This window comes from Streptomyces sp. NPDC101118 (assembly GCF_044759445.1).
GTDB lineage: Bacteria > Actinomycetota > Actinomycetes > Streptomycetales > Streptomycetaceae > Streptomyces.
Genome location: NZ_JBIVZG010000015.1, coordinates 128,278 through 144,930 on the forward strand (window position 1 = coordinate 128,278; position 16,653 = coordinate 144,930).

Consider the following 16,653-nt stretch of genomic DNA (forward strand, 5'->3'; position numbering starts at 1 on the left):
ATCAGGGGGGCGGCCCGGGGAAGGAGCCGGGGCGGGCGGTGCCGCCGGTCAGGCGTGCCGCTCGTCCAGCTCCTTGATGTGGCGCTTGAGGGCGACCGTGCGGTAGCTCTCCTCGACCCACTCGCACAGCACCTCGGGCGCCGGCGATCCCTCCCCCAGCGGGAGGGACACCCAGCCGGCCCGGCCCAGGCCGTAGCCGGTGGGCTCGGCGCCGGGCGCGGTCATGGCGTGGCCGTGCAGCGCCTCGTCCTTGAGCTTGACCGACAGGCCGGGGTCGGAGGGGCCGTCGGTGTTGCCGAGGAACACGAAGATCTTCTTGTTCACCTTGACCACGCAGTCCTCCGGCCCCCAGGGGAACTCCTCCACCGCCTCGGGCAGCGAGAGGGCGAATGCCCGTACTTTCTCCCACTTGCGCACCGCGTTCCGCATCGGCGGACCTCCCTGATCGCACGGCCGGTTCCGGCTCACGCTAGCCTTCGCCACCGACACCAGCCGGGAGGAGCGGGGATGAACAGACAGGACGGGCCCGAGCGGGCGAACCGTGCCTACGACGTGGTGCTCTTCGGGGCCACCGGGTTCGTGGGCGCCCTCACCGCCGAGTACCTCGCCGCGCACGCCCCGGCGGACTGCCGCTGGGCCCTCGCCGGCCGGGACCGGGCCAAGCTGGAGCGGCTGCGGGAGCGGCTGGCCGCGCTCCGGCCGGATTGCGCGGAGCTGCCGGTCGTCGTGGCGGACGCCGGCGACCCGGCCGCGCTGCGCGAGCTGGCCGCCTCCACCCGGGTGCTGGCCACGACCGCCGGCCCGTACGTCTGGTACGGCGAGGGTCTCGTCGCCGCCTGTGCGGAGGCCGGCACCGACTACTGCGACCTCACGGGCGAGCCGGAGTTCGTGGACCGGATGTTCGTGGAGCACGACGCGCGGGCCCGCGAGACGGGCGCCCGGATCGTGCACGCCTGCGGCTTCGACTCGGTGCCGCACGACCTCGGCGCGTACTTCACCGTGCGGCAGCTGCCCGAGGGCGTGCCGCTGACGGTGGACGGGTACGTCCGCTCCAACGCCCTGTTCTCGGGCGGCACCCTGGCCTCCGCGCTGACGGCGATGGGGCGCGGCCCCGAGACCCTGCGCGCCGCGCGGGAGCGGCGGCTGCACGAACCGCGGCTGCTGGGGCGGCGGGCCCGGGCTCCGCTGGGGGCGCCGCGGCTGAGCCGGGAGACCGGCACCTGGGCGCTGCCGCTGCCCACGCTGGACCCGCGGATCGTGGCGCGGTCGGCCGCCGTACTCGACCGGTACGGGCCGGACTTCCGGTACCGGCACTACGCGTCGGTCAAGTGGCTGCCGGTGGCGCTCGGCGGTACGGCGGCACTGGGCGCGACCGTGGCGCTGGCCCAAGTGCCCGCCGCGCGGCGCTGGCTGATGGGGCGTTGGGAGCCGGGGCGCGGGCCGGACGCGGAGCGGCGTGCGCGCAGCTGGTTCACGGTGCGGTTCGTGGGCGAGGGAGGCGGGCGCCGGGTGTTCACGGAGGTGTCGGGCGGCGATCCCGGGTACGGGGAGACCGCGAAGATGCTGGCGGAGTCGGCACTGTGTCTGGCGTACGACGAACTCCCGGCGCGCGCCGGTCAGTTGACCACGGCCGCGGCGATGGGCGACGCGCTGACGTCCCGGCTCACGGCGGCGGGCATCCGCTTCCGGGTGGTCGCGAGGCGCTGAGCCGGCCGTACGGGGAGGCGGCGCCCACCTCGCCGGGGTCAGGTGTCACCCCGGCGGGGCGGCACCCTCGTCAGCCGGTGGACCAGCTGACGAGGGTGTAGATCATCGAGCCGAGCCAGCCCGCCCCGGCGAGTCCGGCCACGACCAGCCCGGCCAGCACGGTCCGTTCGACGGCGGGCAGCGCCTCGGGCTTCGGTGCACGGTGTCGTGTCGTCATGCCCCCAGCCTCGCGCGGCCGGCCGGGGCCCGGCATCCGTACGGGTACTCAGCCGGCTACTCAGCCGGGCCGGCTGCCCGCACGGACCGGGCCGGACGGTCAGGCCGTGGGGGCGAGACCGGCCAGTACCCGGCGGCAGAGGGAGTCCGCGTGGCGGGTGGTCTCCGGGAGGCGGTAGCGGGGGCTGAGGGCCAGGGCGTGGGCGCAGGCCGTGTCCAGGGTGATCCGGTGACCGACGGAGACGAAGACCGGCTTCACCGCGTCGCGGGTGCGCAGGGCCCGGCCCACTTCCGTGCCGTCGACCGCGCACAGGGGCGAGCCGTCGCCGCGCCGGTCGCCCGGCTCCTCGTAGGTGAAGGTGAACGGGTTCTTCGCGACGCCCATCGTGGGCAGGCCGGTGACCACGCCGAGGTGGCAGGCCAGGCCGAAGCGGCGCGGGTGGGCCAGCCCGTAGCCGTCGCAGACGACCAGGCCGGGGGTGGCGGAGAGGGCGTCGAGCGCGGCCAGGACCGTGGGCAGTTCGCGGAAGGCGAGCAGCCCCGGGACATAGGGAAATGTCACATGTCCCACTGCAGTGGCCTCCTCGACCACCTCCAGTGTGCGGGCGTCCAGCACCACCGCGGCCGCGGCCACCAGGTCCCGCTCGTCGTCGTAGGCCACGTCCACGCCGGCGACCAGCCCGGTGCCGGGCTCCGGCCCGGTCTCGTCCAGCACCACGCGGGCGCGCAGTTCGTCCTGTACCGCCCGGGCCTCGGCCTCGTCCGCGGGGGTCTTCACGCTCGTCATGGGGTCCGAGCGTAGTCTTCCGACCATGTACGTCATGGAGTTGACCTATACCGCCCCGCTCGAAGCCGTCGAACGGGAGATGGACGCACACCTCGCGTGGCTCGACACCCACTACGCGAAGGGCGTGTTCCTCGCCTCGGGCCGCAAGGTCCCGCGCGACGGCGGGGTGATCCTGGCCACCGGCGTCTCCCGCGAGGAGGCGGAACGCATAGCGGCCGGGGACCCCTTCGTGCTGGCGGGGGTGTGCGCGTACCGCATCACCGAGTTCCTCGCCACGAAGACCGCCCCGTCCCTCGCCGCCGTCCGCGAGACCCTTCCTTCGTAGGTCCCGCGGCACGGCGGTCGCCGGCCGGGTCGCCCCTCACGGCGGCGGCCCGGCCGGACCCGCTACTCCAGGCGGGCGGCGCGGCCCTTCTCGCCCGCCGCCCAGCAGGCCCCGGACCGCGAGCAGTCCACCGTGTCGAAGGAGCCGGCGTCCAGCGGCTGCCAGGTGCGGCCGGCGTCGTGGGTGATGTCGGTGCCGGTCGGTCCCACGGCGAGCGCGGCGGCGCGCGTGTACGGCAGCCAGGCGACCCCCGACCGGTAGGCGGCCGGCGGCACGGCGGAGGCCCGCCAGCTGCGGCCCCCGTCCCCGGTGACCGCCGAGGCCAGCGGCGAGGCCTGGTCCTTGCGGTAGTCGCCGCCCACCGCGAGGCCCTGCCCGCGGTCGCGGAAGGCGAGCGCGAAGACGCCCTTCGCTCCCTCCCCCGCCGGGATGGTCGTCGAGGCGACCTCCCAGTTCAGCCCCCGGTCGCGGGAGTGCAGCACGCGCGCCTGTGCGCCGCCGCCGGTGGCCAGCCACACGTCCTTCGGCCCGGCGCTCACCAGACACTGGCCGCTGGCCGCAAAACCCGCTTCGCCGGGGAGCGCCGCGGGCATCCCGGTGTCGGGGAGCACCCGCCAGCTGCGACCGCCGTCTGCGGTGGAGAGGATGCGGAACTTACCGTCCACGGGGTCGCTCATCGCGAGGCCGTGCCGGGGGTCGAAGAAGGTCAGGCAGTCGTAGAAGGCCCGCGCGTCGGTGTTGCGGAAGCTCTCCGTCCAGGTCGCGCCGCCGTCCTCGGTGCGCAGTACGCGGGAGGCCTCGCCCTCTCCGATGGCCAGCACCACCGCGCGCCGGCCGTCGAAGGCCTCGACGTCCCGGAACTCCAGGGCCTCCGCCGCGGCTCCCGGCGGGGACACGTCGCGCCAGGTGCGCCCGCCGTCGGCGGTGCGCAGCACGGTGCCCTTCGAGCCGGCGAGCCAGGCGGTGGTACGGCTGACCGCGGCCAGTCCCCGGAAGCGGGCGTCGGTGCCGGTGGACTTCAGCGCCCAGCCGGGGCGCGCGCCCGTACCCGGCGCGGCGGCGGTCGCGGGCCCTTCCGGTGCGGGGGCCTCCGAAGCGGGTAACACGGTGACGGATACGGCCGCGGCCAATGCTGCCGCAGACATGCCAAGTCCCAGTAGTCTCATGGCGCCGGAAGCTAACGCACCCGGTGATCTCCGTCCAGGGCGCCTCCCGTTCGATCACACCGTGCGATCACACAGCACCGGCGGCCGTGCTCGGTGACGTAGCTCACGCACCCCGCGCATGCACGGAATGGCCGGTTCCAGCGTCTACCCCTGTGCCGGACCGACCCATCGTTCCGCCACTGATCCGCCACAAGGGAGCAGGCCTTGATCACCGTCATCGAGCAAGCCGTACAGGCCCGCCTGGTCGCCACCGCACCGAAGGTGGAGACCGTGCCCGTCACGCTCTGCTACGACCGCTCCGACCCGTTCGCCGTCCGGATGGCATTCCCCGCCCCGGCGACGCTGGAGGGCATCGAGGTCTCGTGGACCTTCGCGCGGGAGCTGCTGGAGGCCGGCGTCGAGCGGGCCACCGGTCTCGGTGACGTGCGCGTCCGCCCGTACGACGCCGACCGGACGGTCGTCGAGTTCCACGCCCCCGAGGGCATCGCCATCGTCCTCATCGGCACGGACGAGCTGCGCCGGTTCCTGGACCGCGCCGCCGCGGTCGTGCCCCTGGGCCTCGAACACCTCTACCTGAACATGGACCGGAGCCTGGCGGAGCTGCTGCGCGACGTGCCGTAGGGCTCCGGCCGTCCCGGTCAACGGGGCAGTAAGGCCCAGGACTTGGTGCCGCCCATGGGTGTCATCACCGGCGTGAGCCCCCAGTCCCCGCCACAGGACTCCACCACCGCCGCCAGCAGCCACATCCCCCGGCTGCGCCGGCGCCGGCACTCCTCGCTCTCGGCCGGCGAGGCATGGGCGGGGTGCTGGTCGTACACCACGATCCGCAGCGCCCCGAACTGCCAGCGGATCTTCAGCACCAGCTCCTGGTCCGGGGTGAACCGGTAGGCGCCCGCGACCAGTTCGGACGCGGCCAGCGCCGCCGTGTCGCACAGGTCGGCCAGTCCGTGCCGGGTGAGCAGGGACCGCACGGCCGACCGCGCGCTGCCCGCGCAGTACGCGCCACCCGGCAGGCCTATGGAGTAACTCAGCTTCTCCACACCCGGTGTACCCGACCCGGACGGCCCGGGCTCATGGATCGACCGCAGGCCACGGAGGGTGCCCGTCATCGTGCTGCTCCCAGTTCTGAGGTGCGTGGTGCGTGGTGCGTGGTCATGCATGGGCACGGGGTCGCCCCGTGTGAGACTTGCACTACCGACCGTAGCGCAACGGGGTGCACAGTGCTACTACTTGTGTGACCACGTGGTGTTTTCTCATGCCATTTCGGAACCGGTCCGGGCCCCGCACGCCCGGTCCGGCACAGGAGGGGGAATTCGTGCCGCCCAGGAGCACCCCGACAGCACGGCAGCAGCGTCTGGGCAGTGAGCTGCGCAAACTCCGTGAACAGTCGGGCATGACGGTCCAGCAGGCCGCCGCGCTCCTCGGGGTCGACCGGACGCGGATCCCCAACATCGAATCCGGCCGGATCGGCATCACCGCCGAGCGTGTCCGCACGCTCGCCTTCAACTACGACTGTCCCGACACGACCCTGGTCGACCTGCTGGCCGCGATGGCCCGGGAGCGCGACAGGGGATGGTGGGAACGGCACCGCGGGATGCTGCCCCCGGGACTGCTCGACATCGCCGAACTAGAGCACCACGCAGCCGCGTTGCACACCGCGGTGACCACCCACATACCCGGGCTGCTGCAGACCGAGGAGCACGCCAGGGCCGTCTTCGACACCGCCGACCCCCCGCTGCCCGAGCCGGACCTGGGGGCCCGGCTCGAACTGCGGATGAACCGCCGCCGGATATTCGAGCGGGACCGGCCCCCGCGGTACGAGGCCGTGATCCACGAGGCCGCGCTGCGCATGCAGTTCGGCGGGCCGAAGGTGGCACGGGCCCAGCTCGAACACATCCTGGAGCAGTCCGGGAGCGACCACACCACGGTCCGCGTCATCCCCTTCACCGCGGGCGGCTTCCCGGGCGCGGGGCAGTCCTTCACGTACGCCGCCGCCCCGATCGGCCAGCTGGACACCGTACAGCTCGACACCTCGCACGGCTCGATGCTCCTGGACTCGGACATGAAACTGCGGCGCTACCGGGGCCTGCTGGACCGGCTGCGCGGGCTCGCGCTGCCCGAGCGGGCCTCTGCCGACTTCATCCACGCACTCGCACGGGACCTGTGACGGCCGCGGGTGCCCCGGACGGGGCGGCACCCGCGCGCACCGAGCCGATCCGCGATCGCACGCCTGAGGAGAGACGACATGACCACGAGCGACATCGCCTGGGACGAGGCCTTCTGCAGTGAGGGCGCCAACTGCTTCCGCTTCGGACGGGACGCGTCCGGCCGGGCGTACATCGGCACGACCCAGACCGGCGAGTACGTCACCGACTCGATCGAGGCACTCCGCGCGCTGATCTTCGCGGTGAAGGCGGGCGCGGCGGACCACCTGCTGGCCTGATGCGGCCGGGGGCGGCTCGCCGAACCGGCCAGGAGGGCTGACGGCGGCGGGCCGGGCGGGCGATGATGGGCGCCCCGCCCACTCCCGGACCCAGGAGCCTCGTACGGTGCCCAGCCGCAAAGCACTCATCCGCCGCCCAGGACCGCGCCTCACCGAGGGGCTCGTGACCCACATCGAGCGGGAGCCGGTCGACGCCGGCCTCGCCCTGGAGCAGTGGGGCGCGTACGCCGACGCCCTGCGCGCCCACGGCTGGGAGACGGTGGAGGTCGACCCGGCGGACGACTGCCCGGACGCGGTGTTCGTCGAGGACGCGGTGGTGATGTTCCGCAACGTCGCCCTCGTCACGCGGCCCGGCGCGGACTCCCGTCGGCCGGAGATCGCGGCCGTCGAGGAGGCGGTCGCGCGCCTGGGCTGCTCGGTGAACCGGATCAGGGAGCCCGGCACCCTGGACGGCGGCGACGTACTGAAGATCGGCGACACCGTGTACGTCGGCCGGGGCGGCCGGACCAACGCGGAGGGCGTACGGCAGCTGCGCGCGGCCTTCGAGCCGGTCGGCGCGCGCGTGGTGGCCGTACCGGTTTCGAAGGTGCTGCACCTGAAGTCCGCGGTCACCGCGCTGCCCGACGGGACGGTTATCGGCCACCCGCCGCTGGTGGACACCCCGAGTGCGTTCGGCCGGTTCCTTCCGGTACCTGAGGAGGCGGGGTCCCACGTGGTGCTCCTCGGTGGCCGGAAACTGCTCATGGCGGCGAGCGCGCCGAGGAGCGCGGAGCTGTTCGCGGACCTTGGATATGAACCGGTTCAGGTGGACATCAGCGAGTTCGAGAAGCTCGAAGGCTGCGTGACTTGTCTCTCTGTTCGCCTACGCGACCTCTACTCATAACGCACCGTAACCGGACAATTCAATAGGTGGGGGTTGGCGACCCCTCACGGCGGCTTTAACCTACGGTTTCGTAACCTACGAAGCCGTAAGTATTCGGCCTGCCCCCTGGAGTACCCGTGACCATCACCTCTCCCCACCTCGGCAGCTCTGCGGCGTGGACGGACGCCAAGCTGCTGTTCGCGCTGGAAGAGGTGGTCGAGAAGGAGCTCAACCGCCACCTGAAGGTCACGAAGGACTGGATGCCCCACGAGTACGTGCCGTGGGGCGACGGGCGGAACTTCCCGGCCTTCTTCGAGGACGGCGAGGCGTGGGACCCGGAGCAGTCCAAGGTCACGGAGATCGGCAAGATCGCGCTCGTCGTCAACCTGCTGACCGAGGACAACCTCCCCAGCTACCACCACGAGATCGCGACCCTCTTCGGCCGCAACGGCGCCTGGGGCACCTGGGTGCACCGCTGGACGGCCGAGGAGGGCCGCCACGGCATCGTGATGCGCGACTACCTGCTGGCCTCGCGCGCCGTGGACCCGGACAAGCTCGAGGCGTTCCGCATGCAGCACATGTCGGAGGGCTTCGAGTCCGACAACCGGCACTCCATGCTGCACTCCGTGGCGTACGTGTCCTTCCAGGAGCTGGCCACCCGCATCTCGCACCGCAACACGGGCCACCAGTCCGGCGACCCGGTCTGCGACCGGATGCTGGCGCGCATCGCGCAGGACGAGAACCTGCACATGATCTTCTACCGCAACCTGCTCTCCGCGGCCTTCGAGCTGGCCCCGGACCTGACCATGCAGGCGGTGCGGGACGTGGTCGTCAACTTCCGGATGCCCGGACACGGCATGCCCGGCTTCGAGCGCATGGCCGCGCAGATGGCCATCGGCGGCGTCTACAACCTGCGGATCCACCACGACGACGTCCTGGCGCCGGTGCTCCGCTTCCTCAAGGTCATGGAGATCGCCGGCCTCGGCCCCGAGGGACAGCAGGCGCAGGACGAGCTCGGGCTGTTCATGAACGGCCTGGACGCCGAGGCCAAGAAGTTCGACGAGCGCCTGGCCGCCCGCGCGGCGCGGATGGCCGCGCGCGGCAAGGCGTAGGCACCTTCCGGGCCGCCGGGCCGCCGGGCCGCCGGGCCCGTCGTCCGGACCGGGCCGGGGTCTCAGGCCCCGGAGCGGCTGCGGCGGAGGGCGAGGCGCTCCTGCTCGGAGAGCCCGCCCCACACGCCGAAGCGCTCGTCGTTGGCCAGGGCGTACTCCAGGCAGGCCGCGCGCCCCGTGCAGGCCCCGCACAGCCGCTTCGCGTCGCGCACCGACGTACCCGGCTCCGGGAAGAAGAAGGCCGGGCCCGTCTGGGCGCAGAGCGCGTCGGTCGTCCAGTCCAGCGGCGAGAGAGTCTTGGTGATCGGCATGAACGGCATCGTGCCGGGGGCCGATAAACGGCTGATCAACGACCGTTCAACGCGGCCGCCCGCGGGCGGTCACGCGCCCGGGGGCGGGGCGCTGGCGATGACGGCGAAGCGGGCCCCGGCGGGGTCGGCGAGCTTGGCGAACCGGCCCACCCCCTCCATGAACTCCGGTGTCAGCCGGACCTTGCCGCCCAGCTCCTCCGCACGGGCGGCGGTCACGTCGCAGTCGGGGACCTCGAAGTACGGCGTCCAGTACGGCACGTCGTCCACGGGGTCGGACCCGAGCGGCACCAGCCCCCCGAAGGCCTGCTCGTCCGGGGCGCCCGGGGGCTTGACGACCGTGTACGCGCCGCCGTCGAAGGGCACCTCCGACACGTCCCAGCCGAGGACCCCTCGGTAGAACGCGGCCGCCGCGGCCGGGTCGGGGGTGTACAGCTCGGTCCAGCAGAGGGTGCCCACGTCCGTCACGGCGTCCAGACCCCGGTTGGCCCGCGGCTGCCAGACGCCGAAGACGGCGCCCGCGGGATCCGCGAGGACCGCCATCCTGCCCTGGTCCAGGACGTCCGTCGGCTCGAAGAGGACCCGGCCGCCGCCCTGGCGCACGGCCCGCGCGGTCGCGTCGGCGTCCGGGCTCTGGAAGTAGACGGTCCAGGCCGGCGGGCCCTGCTCGTCGGTGAGGGCCATCCCGCCCGCGACGGCTCTGCCGCCGAGGCGGAAGGTGCCGTACCCGCCGACGTCCTCGCCGCCCGCCTCGAAGGTCCAGCCGAAGAGGGCCGAGTAGAAGGTCTCCGCGCCGGCGACGTCGGGAGTGCCCAGGTCGACCCAGTTCGGCGCGCCGTCGACGTAGTTCGTGGTCAGCATCGTGGCCTCCTTGCCACCGGTTCTCCGGTCTCCCCTGATCCACCGCAGGACTCCGACACCTCCGAGCATGGCACCCGGCACCGACATTCCGCCGGGTTCGGCTTCCCGCGCGCGTCGGCCCGGGCCGGGGCCGCTTCCCCCCGCCCCCGGGCCACAGACCGCACGACCGTGCGTTCAGTAAGCTGGGGGCATGACTGACGGTCGCGTGGAACGCGGAAACCAGACGCGCAGGCTCGTCCTCGACCGGACCATGCGCACCGCCTCCGTGGACGGCCTGGAGGGGCTCTCCCTGGGCAAGCTGGCCACCGAGCTGGGCCTGAGCAAGAGCGGCGTGTTCGCCCTCTTCGGTTCGAAGGAGGACCTCCAGCTCGCGACCGTCCGCGCGGCGACGGAGCTGTTCACCGACCAGGTCATCCGGCCGCTGCGGGACGAGCCGCAGGGCGTCCGGCGCGCGTGGCGGCTGTGCGAGCTGTGGCTGGAGTACTCGGAGCGGCGGGTGTTCCCCGGCGGCTGCTTCTTCTACTCCGTGTCGGCCGAGTTCGACGCCCGCCCCGGCGCCGTGCACGACGAGATCGCGAAGACGCGTGGGGACTGGCGGCGCTACGTGGAGGGCACGCTGGAGCGGGCGCGGCTGGCCGGCGGGTTCGACGCGGACCTCGACGTACCCCAACTCGCCTTCGAGATCATCGCGTTGATGGAGATGGCGAACGCCGAGTCGGTGCTGCACGACGACCCGTCGGCGTACGGGCGGGCCGCGCGCGGCATCCTGTCCCGGCTGCGCACGGCGGCGGCCGCCCCGGAGGAACTCCCGGAGCGGCCGCCCGTGTTCGGTACCGCCTGATTCCACTCTGCCGGCACCGTCCGCGGTCCCGTGGCCGCCGGTCAGGCGACGGCCGACGGGAGGTTCTCGTCGGTGACGGCGAACTCGACGGCGCTCGCGATCACCTGGGGGTCGTGCAGGATCCGGCGGTGGCCGAGGCCGCGGGTCTCGACGAGCCGGGCGCGGTCGCCGTACGCGGCGGCGATGGCCCGCGCCTGGGCGGGGGCCGCGACCTCGTCGTCGGCGTCGTGCAGGAGCAGGACGCGCACGCCGGTCTCGTCGGGCCGGTGGGTGGCGGCGAGCCGGTCCCAGATGCCGGGCTCGCCGGGGAAGAGCTTCTCCTCGACGTGGGCGCGCAGGGCGCGCTGCACCCGGGCGCCGAGGCCGAGCCGGGCCGAGAACTGCGCCAGCAGGTAGTCGAAGTCGGCGACCCCGCCAAGGGCGACGACACGGTCGGCGCGCACGCCGCTGCGGAGGGCGAAGAAGGTCGCGAGGACGCCGAAGGAGTGGGCGACGACGGCCGCGAACTCCCCGTTCTCTTCCTGGAGTTGCCGGATGGCGTCGCGCATCTGGCGGATGTTCGTGGCGCGGCCGGCGGAGGCGCCGTGGCCGGGGGCGTCGAAGGCGACGACGGTGTGGCCGCGCTCGCGGAGGGCCCGTACGAACCCGGCGAACTTCGCGGCCCGGGAGGACCACCCGTGCACCAGCAGCACGGGCCGGCCGCCGCTCCCCCACCGGTAGGTGGTGACGGCACGGCCGTCGACCTGGACCTGCCCGACGACGGCCTCGCGCATCAGGGCGGCCTCCTCGGGCCGCGCGGTGCTCCGCCCGGCGGGCCGGACGAACAGGTGGAACGCGGCCCGCCCGGTGAGGGCCGGCGCGACGTACGAGCCGGCGCCGAGGGCGGCGCCGAGCAGGGAAGCCATGGGTTGCATGCCCGTTTCTCCGGATCTCGCTCAGGACGGCGGATGCGAAGATATTAGCACGATCGTTCGTGTTGTTTTTCGGTCCTGTGTTTGTCCGGTCACACGAAGTTCGATCGTTGTGGACGCACACCTTCCGCAAAGGCCGGCGGGACGGCACACTCCGACGGTGAATTCGAACGCATCCATGCCGCCCCGTGCGGTCGAGGCGAGATGGCAGCAGTTGATCCTGACCTGGCAGCGCCAGCGTGACGATCACGAGGTCCGCGCACCGGGGAGTCCGTTCCCCGACATCGTCGCCCTGCTGGAGGCGGCCCGTGCGGAACCGAGGCTGCGGGAGCTCTTCCCGTTCACCTCCGACCACACCCTGCGCCTCAGCACCTCCACGACCTTCCCGTACGTCGTCCAGGCGCCGGCCGTCGACCCCCTGCCGGACGGACGGTTCCGCGTGTGCGAGGCCCGTAGTTCCCGGGTGATCGGCTACGCCGCCAGTGCGGACGAGGCCGTCCGCCTCGTCACCGCCCACCTGCCCGAGGGGCTGGGGCCCGCCTCATGAATCCCGGCCGGGAGGGCCGTCGTGTCTGGCCCGGCTGGGCTGGACGCGCTTGGGCTCTCCCGGCATCTTCGGGTAGTCCGGCGGGTACGGCATGTCGCCCAGGCCGTGGTCGTGTTCGTGGCGCTCCGCCAGCTCCAGGGCCGCGTCGAGCGTGAAGGAGTGGTCCTCCATGTCCGCGTGTACGTCGCCCAGCTCGGCGTACCGGGCCGGCATCGTCACGATGTCGAAGTCGCGCGGCTCGGCGCTGCCGACCTCGTCCCAGCGCAGCGGTGCGGAGACCGGGGCGTGCGGGCGCGGGCGGACCGAGTAGGCGCAGGCGATCGTGCGGTCCCGCGCCGTCTGGTTGTAGTCCACGAAGATCCGCTCGCCGCGCTCCTCCTTCCACCAGGCCGTGGTCACCCGGCCCGGCATCCGCTCCTCCAGCTCCCGCCCGATCGCGATCGCGCACCGCCTGACCTCGGTGAACGTCCACCGCGGCGCGATCGGCACGAACACGTGCAGCCCGCGGCCGCCCGAGGTCTTCGGCCAGCCGCGCAGCCCGAGCCCGTCGAGCACGTCCCGCAGCTCGTGCGCGGCCTCCACCGCGTCGCCGTAGTCCGTCCCCGGCTGCGGGTCGAGGTCGATGCGGAGCTCGTCGGGCCGGTCGGTGTCGTCCCGGCGCACCGGCCACGGGTGGAAGGTGATGCAGCCCAGCTGCGCCGCCCACAGCACGGCCGCCACCTCCGTCGGGCAGATCTCATCCGCCGTCCGGCCGCTGGGGAAGGAGATGTGCGCGGTCGGGATCCAGTCGGGCAGGTTCTTCGGGGCCCGCTTCTGGAAGAAGGACTCGCCCTCCACCCCGTCGGGGTAGCGCTCCAGGGTGGTCGGCCGGTCGCGCAGGGCGCGCAGGATCCCGTCCCCCACCGCGAGGTAGTAGTTCGCCACGTCCAGCTTCGTCAGCCCGCGCTCCGGGAAGTACACCTTGTCCGGATTGGACAGCCGGACCGTGCGTCCGCCCGCGTCCAGCTCCACCGCAGATCCCATGCCCGCCACGGTAAGCGCGCCCGCCGGGCCCCGCACACCGGGCGGCCCGCGCGGCCCCGGCGCAGAATCGAGCCATGGACCTGCCGGTGATGCCGCCCGTGAAACCGATGCTCGCCAAATCCGTGGCCCGGATCCCGGCCGGCATGCAGTACGAGGCCAAGTGGGACGGCTTCCGGGCCATCGTGTTCCGCGACGGCGACGAGATCGAGATCGGCAGCCGCACCGGCAAGCCCCTCACCCGGTACTTCCCCGAACTGGCGGCGGCCCTGAAGGCCAACCTGCCCGACCGCTGCGTCGTCGACGGCGAGATCGTGATCGTCCACGACGGCCGGCTGGACTTCGACCGGCTCACCGAGCGCATCCACCCCGCCGCGTCACGTGTGACATTGCTCGCCGAGCGCACCCCTGCCCGCCTGGTCGCCTTCGACCTGCTCGCCCTCGGCGACGAGGACCTGACGCCCGCACCGCTCGCCGACCGCCGCGCCCGGCTCACCGAGGCCCTGGCCCCGGCCCGGCCCCCGGTCCACCTCGCCCCCGCCACCACCGACCCCGAGCTGGCACGGGACTGGTTCGACCGCTTCGAGGGCGCGGGCCTCGACGGCGTCGTCGCCAAGCCCCTCGACCTGCCCTACAAGCCCGACGCCCGGGTCATGTACAAGATCAAACACGAGCGGACCGCCGACGTCGTGGTCGCCGGCTACCGCTTCCACAAGAGCGGCCCCGTCGTCGGCTCCCTGCTCCTCGGCCTGTACGACGACCGGGGCGCCCTCCAGCACGTCGGCGTCTGCGCCGCCTTCCCGATGAAGCGGCGCGCCGAACTCGTCGAGGAGCTGGAGCCGCTGCGGCTCGACGACGCCTCCGGCCACCCCTGGGCCGCCTGGTCCGACGAGACCGCGCACGAGGGCGCCCGGCTGCCCGGTGCCCCGAGCCGCTGGTCCGGCAAGAAGGACCTCACCTGGGTGCCGCTGCGGCCCGAGCGGGTGGTGGAGGTCGCGTACGACCACATGGAGGGCGACCGGTTCCGGCACACCACGCAGTTCCGCCGCTGGCGGCCCGACCGCACGCCGGACGGCTGTACGTACGCCCAGCTGGAGGAAGTGGTCCGCTACGACCTGGCCGAGGTGCTCGGCACCGGCTGACCCCGCCGCCTCAGCGCGCGGTGATCTTCTCCCACTCGTCCCGGTCGGGACCCGCCTGGTTGGGTACGTACCCGGGCCGGGCGGCCAGCCAGTCCGCCACCCGCCGGCGGACCCCCGGGTCGGCGTATGCGCGCTCCGGCGACTCCGCCAGGTGGCGGACCCGGGCCCGTACCCGCATCACCTCCGGGTCGTCGAGCGCGCAGTCGAAGAGGGCCGCGGACTCCCGGGCGGCGCCGGTGCGCGCCGCGCGGCTCGCCAGCCGGTCGCCGGTGGAGTCGTCGGCCGCCACCTGGAGGTCGAACCAGGGCCGCAGCGTGCGGGCCGCCCAGGCGTGGTACCCGGTGGCGAAACGGGCGCCGCCCGGGTCCTCGTGTGCGGTCGAGGCGACCCGGTGGGCCGCCCACAGGGCCAGGGACATGCCCTGGGCGAGGGTGGGGTTGGTGTGGGTGAGGGCGTCGCCGACCGGCACCAGGCCGGTGACCACCGGCCCCCGCTCGTCGGCGGGCGCGCTCCAGCGGTTGTCGAGCCCCGCCATCGCCAGCACGTCGGAGAGCGGTTCGGCGCCGAGGCCGAGCCAGGCCGCGCCGGGCGCGAACGTGCGGGCGGCGGCCTCGAAGACGGCCGGGTCGCGCAGCGCCGCGCGGGTGGGGTCCGAGGTGTGGACGAACAGGGTCACGGCGAACGTGCCGTTGTCGGACGGGAAGACGGCGCAGCCCGCGAAGGTGCCGCCGGCCACCGACCAGGGCCGGGCGGGGCCGTCGAGGGCGCCGCCGGGCAGCCGGTACCAGCGGCCGAAGTAGGCGATGCCGGTGCGGTGCTGCTCGGTCCTGCCGGGCCGGCAGCCGGCCTCGGCGAGCCAGCGGTCCACCGCACCGCGGCGCCCGGCGGTGTCGACGACCAGGTCGCCCTCGGAGCGGCCGTCCCCGGTCCGTACGCCCGTCACGCGCGGCGGCTGCGCGCCCGCCGCCGGCCGGGTGAGGAGCCCGGTGACGGGGGTGCCGAAGTGGCGGGTGACCGCGGGTTCGGCGCGCAGGGCGGAGGCGAGGGCGCTCTCCAGGACGATCCTGCGGGCCTGCACCATCACCAGATCGTCGTCGCCCGGCCGGGCGGGCGGGCGTTCCTCGAACCAGTCGAGCTCGTGCCGCTCGCGGGCGCCGAGACGCAGCATCTCCGCGTACACGTCGGGGAGTTCGGTGCGGAGCAGGGTGCGGGCGGCGCCGAGCAGCACGTGCGGCTGGTTGGCCTGGGGGACGCCGGGGCGGTGCCAGCCGAAGAAGTCGCCGTCGAGGTCGGTGCCGGGGGCGCGCTCGGCCCGCTCGAAGACCTCGGCGGTGTGCCCGTGCCGCGCGGCGAGCAGGGCGGTGGCCATGCCGCCGATGCCTCCGCCGATGACCAGGAAATGCGCCACTGCCCCTCCCGCCGCCCGCGCGCGGGGCCGGTGCACCGCGTCGCCCAAGAGCCTGCGCGGGCCGGGCGGGGGCGAAACCCGGGCGGCGGGGCGGGGCGCGCGGGGGCGTGCCGGACGGGCCGTGCGGTGCCGTGCCGTGTCGTGCCGGCGGCGGGATTGCCGTGGCAGGGCTTGCCGTGGCAGGGCTTGCCGGGGCCGGGTGTGCCGGGGGCCGGGTGTGCCGGGGTGGGTGTGCCGGGGTGGGTGTGCCGGGAACGGGCTCGCCGCGGCCAGGCGTGCCAGCGGCAGGCTCACCACGGCCAGGCGTGCCGGCGAGGGGCTCCCCGCGGCCGGGCTTGCCGCGGCCGCGCGTGCCGGCGGGGGTGCGCCCGTATCCTCGGCTGGGCGTCGCGTGCCGTGGCGGCGCGCTGGCACGGACCTGCGGAGGGATGCGCGATGGCGGACGGGAAGCCCGGCGAGGAGCGGCCCGACCGGGCGCTGCCGGCCACGAACGCGGTGTCGGGCGTGGGGATGGTGGTCGTGGACGCGGCCGGACGGGTACTGCTCGGGCTCGCGCACGACGGGCGCTGGGAGCTGCCGGGCGGCAAGACCGATCCGGAGGAGAGCTTCGAGGCCGCGGGGTCGCGGGAGCTGGCGGAGGAGACGGGGCTGCTGGTCGACCCGGCCCGGGTGCGGGTGCTGGCGGTGCTCAAGGACGCGAAGGGCGGCGTGAGTCGGGTGACGGCGGCCGCGGTGGCCGAGGGCGTCGGCGGCGAGGCACGGGTGACCGAGCCGGACAAGATCGTGCGGTGGGAGTGGTTCGCGCCGGAGCGGCTGCCGGCGGAGATGTTCGCGCCGTCGGCGGCAGTGCTGCGGGTGTGGCGCCCCGGCCTGGACGTGGCGGCGGTACCGGCGCACTGCTACCCGGTGGCGGGGGCGTAGCCGGGCGCAGGACGCAGTCCGGCACGGGACGCAGCCCGGCACGGGGCCTAGCCCGGCACGGCACGGGCGGCACGGG

Annotated in this window: 21 protein-coding genes; 11 read left to right on the forward strand and 10 right to left on the reverse strand. The window is 74.0% G+C overall.

The annotated features are described in order from the left end of the window. Positions 1-48: 48 nt before the first annotated feature. Positions 49-429, reverse strand: coding sequence for an MmcQ/YjbR family DNA-binding protein (locus ACIQUQ_RS23650; RefSeq protein ID WP_403979063.1), 381 nt, complete (start codon positions 427-429; stop codon positions 49-51). 78 nt (positions 430-507) lie between these two features. Between ACIQUQ_RS23650 and ACIQUQ_RS23655 the strand changes: the two genes are divergently transcribed. Then, positions 508-1,707 carry a saccharopine dehydrogenase family protein gene (locus tag ACIQUQ_RS23655; protein WP_403979064.1) on the forward strand — a complete coding sequence of 400 codons (1,200 nt, stop codon included), beginning with the start codon at positions 508-510 and terminating at the stop codon, positions 1,705-1,707. A 70-nt stretch (positions 1,708-1,777) separates the two neighbouring features. Here ACIQUQ_RS23655 and mmpA read toward each other — a convergent pair whose 3' ends face one another. Both mmpA and ACIQUQ_RS23665 read right to left on the reverse strand, forming a co-directional pair. Further along, a complete protein-coding gene (mmpA, locus tag ACIQUQ_RS23660) occupies positions 1,778-1,924 on the reverse strand; it encodes a morphogenic membrane protein MmpA (protein WP_403657372.1) in 147 nt (48 codons plus the stop codon). 99 nt (positions 1,925-2,023) lie between these two features. Next, on the reverse strand, positions 2,024-2,710 hold the full coding sequence (locus tag ACIQUQ_RS23665) for an endonuclease V (RefSeq protein WP_403979067.1): 687 nt from the start codon (positions 2,708-2,710) through the stop codon (positions 2,024-2,026). Between the two features lie 25 nt (positions 2,711-2,735). Here ACIQUQ_RS23665 and ACIQUQ_RS23670 point away from each other — a divergent pair, with 25 nt between their 5' ends. After that, a complete protein-coding gene (locus ACIQUQ_RS23670; protein WP_403979070.1) occupies positions 2,736-3,035 on the forward strand; it encodes a YciI family protein in 300 nt (99 codons plus the stop codon). A gap of 62 nt (positions 3,036-3,097) precedes the next feature. On the opposite strand, the gene ACIQUQ_RS23675 is transcribed toward ACIQUQ_RS23670, so the two are convergent. Continuing rightward, entirely contained in the window at positions 3,098-4,180 is a 1,083-nt protein-coding gene (locus ACIQUQ_RS23675; RefSeq protein ID WP_403979073.1) for a WD40/YVTN/BNR-like repeat-containing protein, read from the reverse strand. Positions 4,181-4,405: 225 nt separating this feature from the next. Here ACIQUQ_RS23675 and ACIQUQ_RS23680 point away from each other — a divergent pair, with 225 nt between their 5' ends. Continuing rightward, complete coding sequence (locus ACIQUQ_RS23680) at positions 4,406-4,822, forward strand: SsgA family sporulation/cell division regulator (RefSeq protein ID WP_403979075.1); 417 nt, start codon at positions 4,406-4,408, stop codon at positions 4,820-4,822. A gap of 17 nt (positions 4,823-4,839) precedes the next feature. Here the strand turns inward: ACIQUQ_RS23680 and ACIQUQ_RS23685 are convergent, their stop codons facing one another. Continuing rightward, complete coding sequence (locus ACIQUQ_RS23685) at positions 4,840-5,241, reverse strand: ATP-binding protein (RefSeq protein WP_403979078.1); 402 nt, start codon at positions 5,239-5,241, stop codon at positions 4,840-4,842. 275 nt (positions 5,242-5,516) lie between these two features. Here ACIQUQ_RS23685 and ACIQUQ_RS23690 point away from each other — a divergent pair, with 275 nt between their 5' ends. The 4 genes from ACIQUQ_RS23690 (at position 5,517) to ACIQUQ_RS23705 (ending at position 8,618) form a co-directional block, all read left to right on the forward strand. Beyond that, complete coding sequence (locus ACIQUQ_RS23690; RefSeq protein WP_403979080.1) at positions 5,517-6,368, forward strand: helix-turn-helix domain-containing protein; 852 nt, start codon at positions 5,517-5,519, stop codon at positions 6,366-6,368. Positions 6,369-6,446: 78 nt separating this feature from the next. Beyond that, on the forward strand, positions 6,447-6,644 hold the full coding sequence (locus tag ACIQUQ_RS23695) for a hypothetical protein (RefSeq protein ID WP_403979083.1): 198 nt from the start codon (positions 6,447-6,449) through the stop codon (positions 6,642-6,644). 106 nt (positions 6,645-6,750) lie between these two features. Continuing rightward, entirely contained in the window at positions 6,751-7,527 is a 777-nt protein-coding gene (gene ddaH / locus ACIQUQ_RS23700) for a dimethylargininase (protein WP_403979086.1), read from the forward strand. 116 nt (positions 7,528-7,643) lie between these two features. Continuing rightward, positions 7,644-8,618 carry an acyl-ACP desaturase gene (locus ACIQUQ_RS23705; protein ID WP_403979089.1) on the forward strand — a complete coding sequence of 325 codons (975 nt, stop codon included), beginning with the start codon at positions 7,644-7,646 and terminating at the stop codon, positions 8,616-8,618. A gap of 62 nt (positions 8,619-8,680) precedes the next feature. Here the strand turns inward: ACIQUQ_RS23705 and ACIQUQ_RS23710 are convergent, their stop codons facing one another. Both ACIQUQ_RS23710 and ACIQUQ_RS23715 read right to left on the reverse strand, forming a co-directional pair. Beyond that, the gene (locus ACIQUQ_RS23710) at positions 8,681-8,929 is read right to left on the reverse strand and encodes a WhiB family transcriptional regulator (RefSeq protein WP_403979091.1); all 249 of its coding nucleotides are present in this window, start codon (positions 8,927-8,929) and stop codon (positions 8,681-8,683) included. A 69-nt stretch (positions 8,930-8,998) separates the two neighbouring features. Next, entirely contained in the window at positions 8,999-9,787 is a 789-nt protein-coding gene (locus tag ACIQUQ_RS23715; protein ID WP_403979093.1) for a VOC family protein, read from the reverse strand. Positions 9,788-9,977: 190 nt separating this feature from the next. Between ACIQUQ_RS23715 and ACIQUQ_RS23720 the strand changes: the two genes are divergently transcribed. Further along, positions 9,978-10,628: a TetR/AcrR family transcriptional regulator gene (locus ACIQUQ_RS23720; RefSeq protein ID WP_403979094.1), complete on the forward strand. Its 651-nt coding sequence runs from the start codon at positions 9,978-9,980 to the stop codon at positions 10,626-10,628. Positions 10,629-10,669: 41 nt separating this feature from the next. Here ACIQUQ_RS23720 and ACIQUQ_RS23725 read toward each other — a convergent pair whose 3' ends face one another. Continuing rightward, positions 10,670-11,542, reverse strand: coding sequence for an alpha/beta hydrolase (locus ACIQUQ_RS23725; RefSeq protein WP_403979095.1), 873 nt, complete (start codon positions 11,540-11,542; stop codon positions 10,670-10,672). Between the two features lie 157 nt (positions 11,543-11,699). Here ACIQUQ_RS23725 and ACIQUQ_RS23730 point away from each other — a divergent pair, with 157 nt between their 5' ends. Further along, a complete protein-coding gene (locus ACIQUQ_RS23730; protein ID WP_403979098.1) occupies positions 11,700-12,086 on the forward strand; it encodes a DUF6193 family natural product biosynthesis protein in 387 nt (128 codons plus the stop codon). On the opposite strand, the gene ligD is transcribed toward ACIQUQ_RS23730, so the two are convergent. Further along, entirely contained in the window at positions 12,081-13,109 is a 1,029-nt protein-coding gene (gene ligD, locus ACIQUQ_RS23735) for a non-homologous end-joining DNA ligase (RefSeq protein WP_403979101.1), read from the reverse strand. The genes ACIQUQ_RS23730 and ligD overlap by 6 nt on opposite strands. A 74-nt stretch (positions 13,110-13,183) precedes the next feature. On the opposite strand from ligD, the gene ACIQUQ_RS23740 reads away from it, so the two are divergent. Continuing rightward, positions 13,184-14,248: an ATP-dependent DNA ligase gene (locus tag ACIQUQ_RS23740; protein WP_403979104.1), complete on the forward strand. Its 1,065-nt coding sequence runs from the start codon at positions 13,184-13,186 to the stop codon at positions 14,246-14,248. Positions 14,249-14,258: 10 nt separating this feature from the next. Here ACIQUQ_RS23740 and ACIQUQ_RS23745 read toward each other — a convergent pair whose 3' ends face one another. Continuing rightward, positions 14,259-15,656: an FAD-dependent oxidoreductase gene (locus tag ACIQUQ_RS23745; RefSeq protein WP_403979107.1), complete on the reverse strand. Its 1,398-nt coding sequence runs from the start codon at positions 15,654-15,656 to the stop codon at positions 14,259-14,261. Between the two features lie 435 nt (positions 15,657-16,091). Between ACIQUQ_RS23745 and ACIQUQ_RS23750 the strand changes: the two genes are divergently transcribed. Beyond that, a complete protein-coding gene (locus ACIQUQ_RS23750; RefSeq protein WP_403979110.1) occupies positions 16,092-16,577 on the forward strand; it encodes an NUDIX hydrolase in 486 nt (161 codons plus the stop codon). Positions 16,578-16,653: the final 76 nt, after the last annotated feature.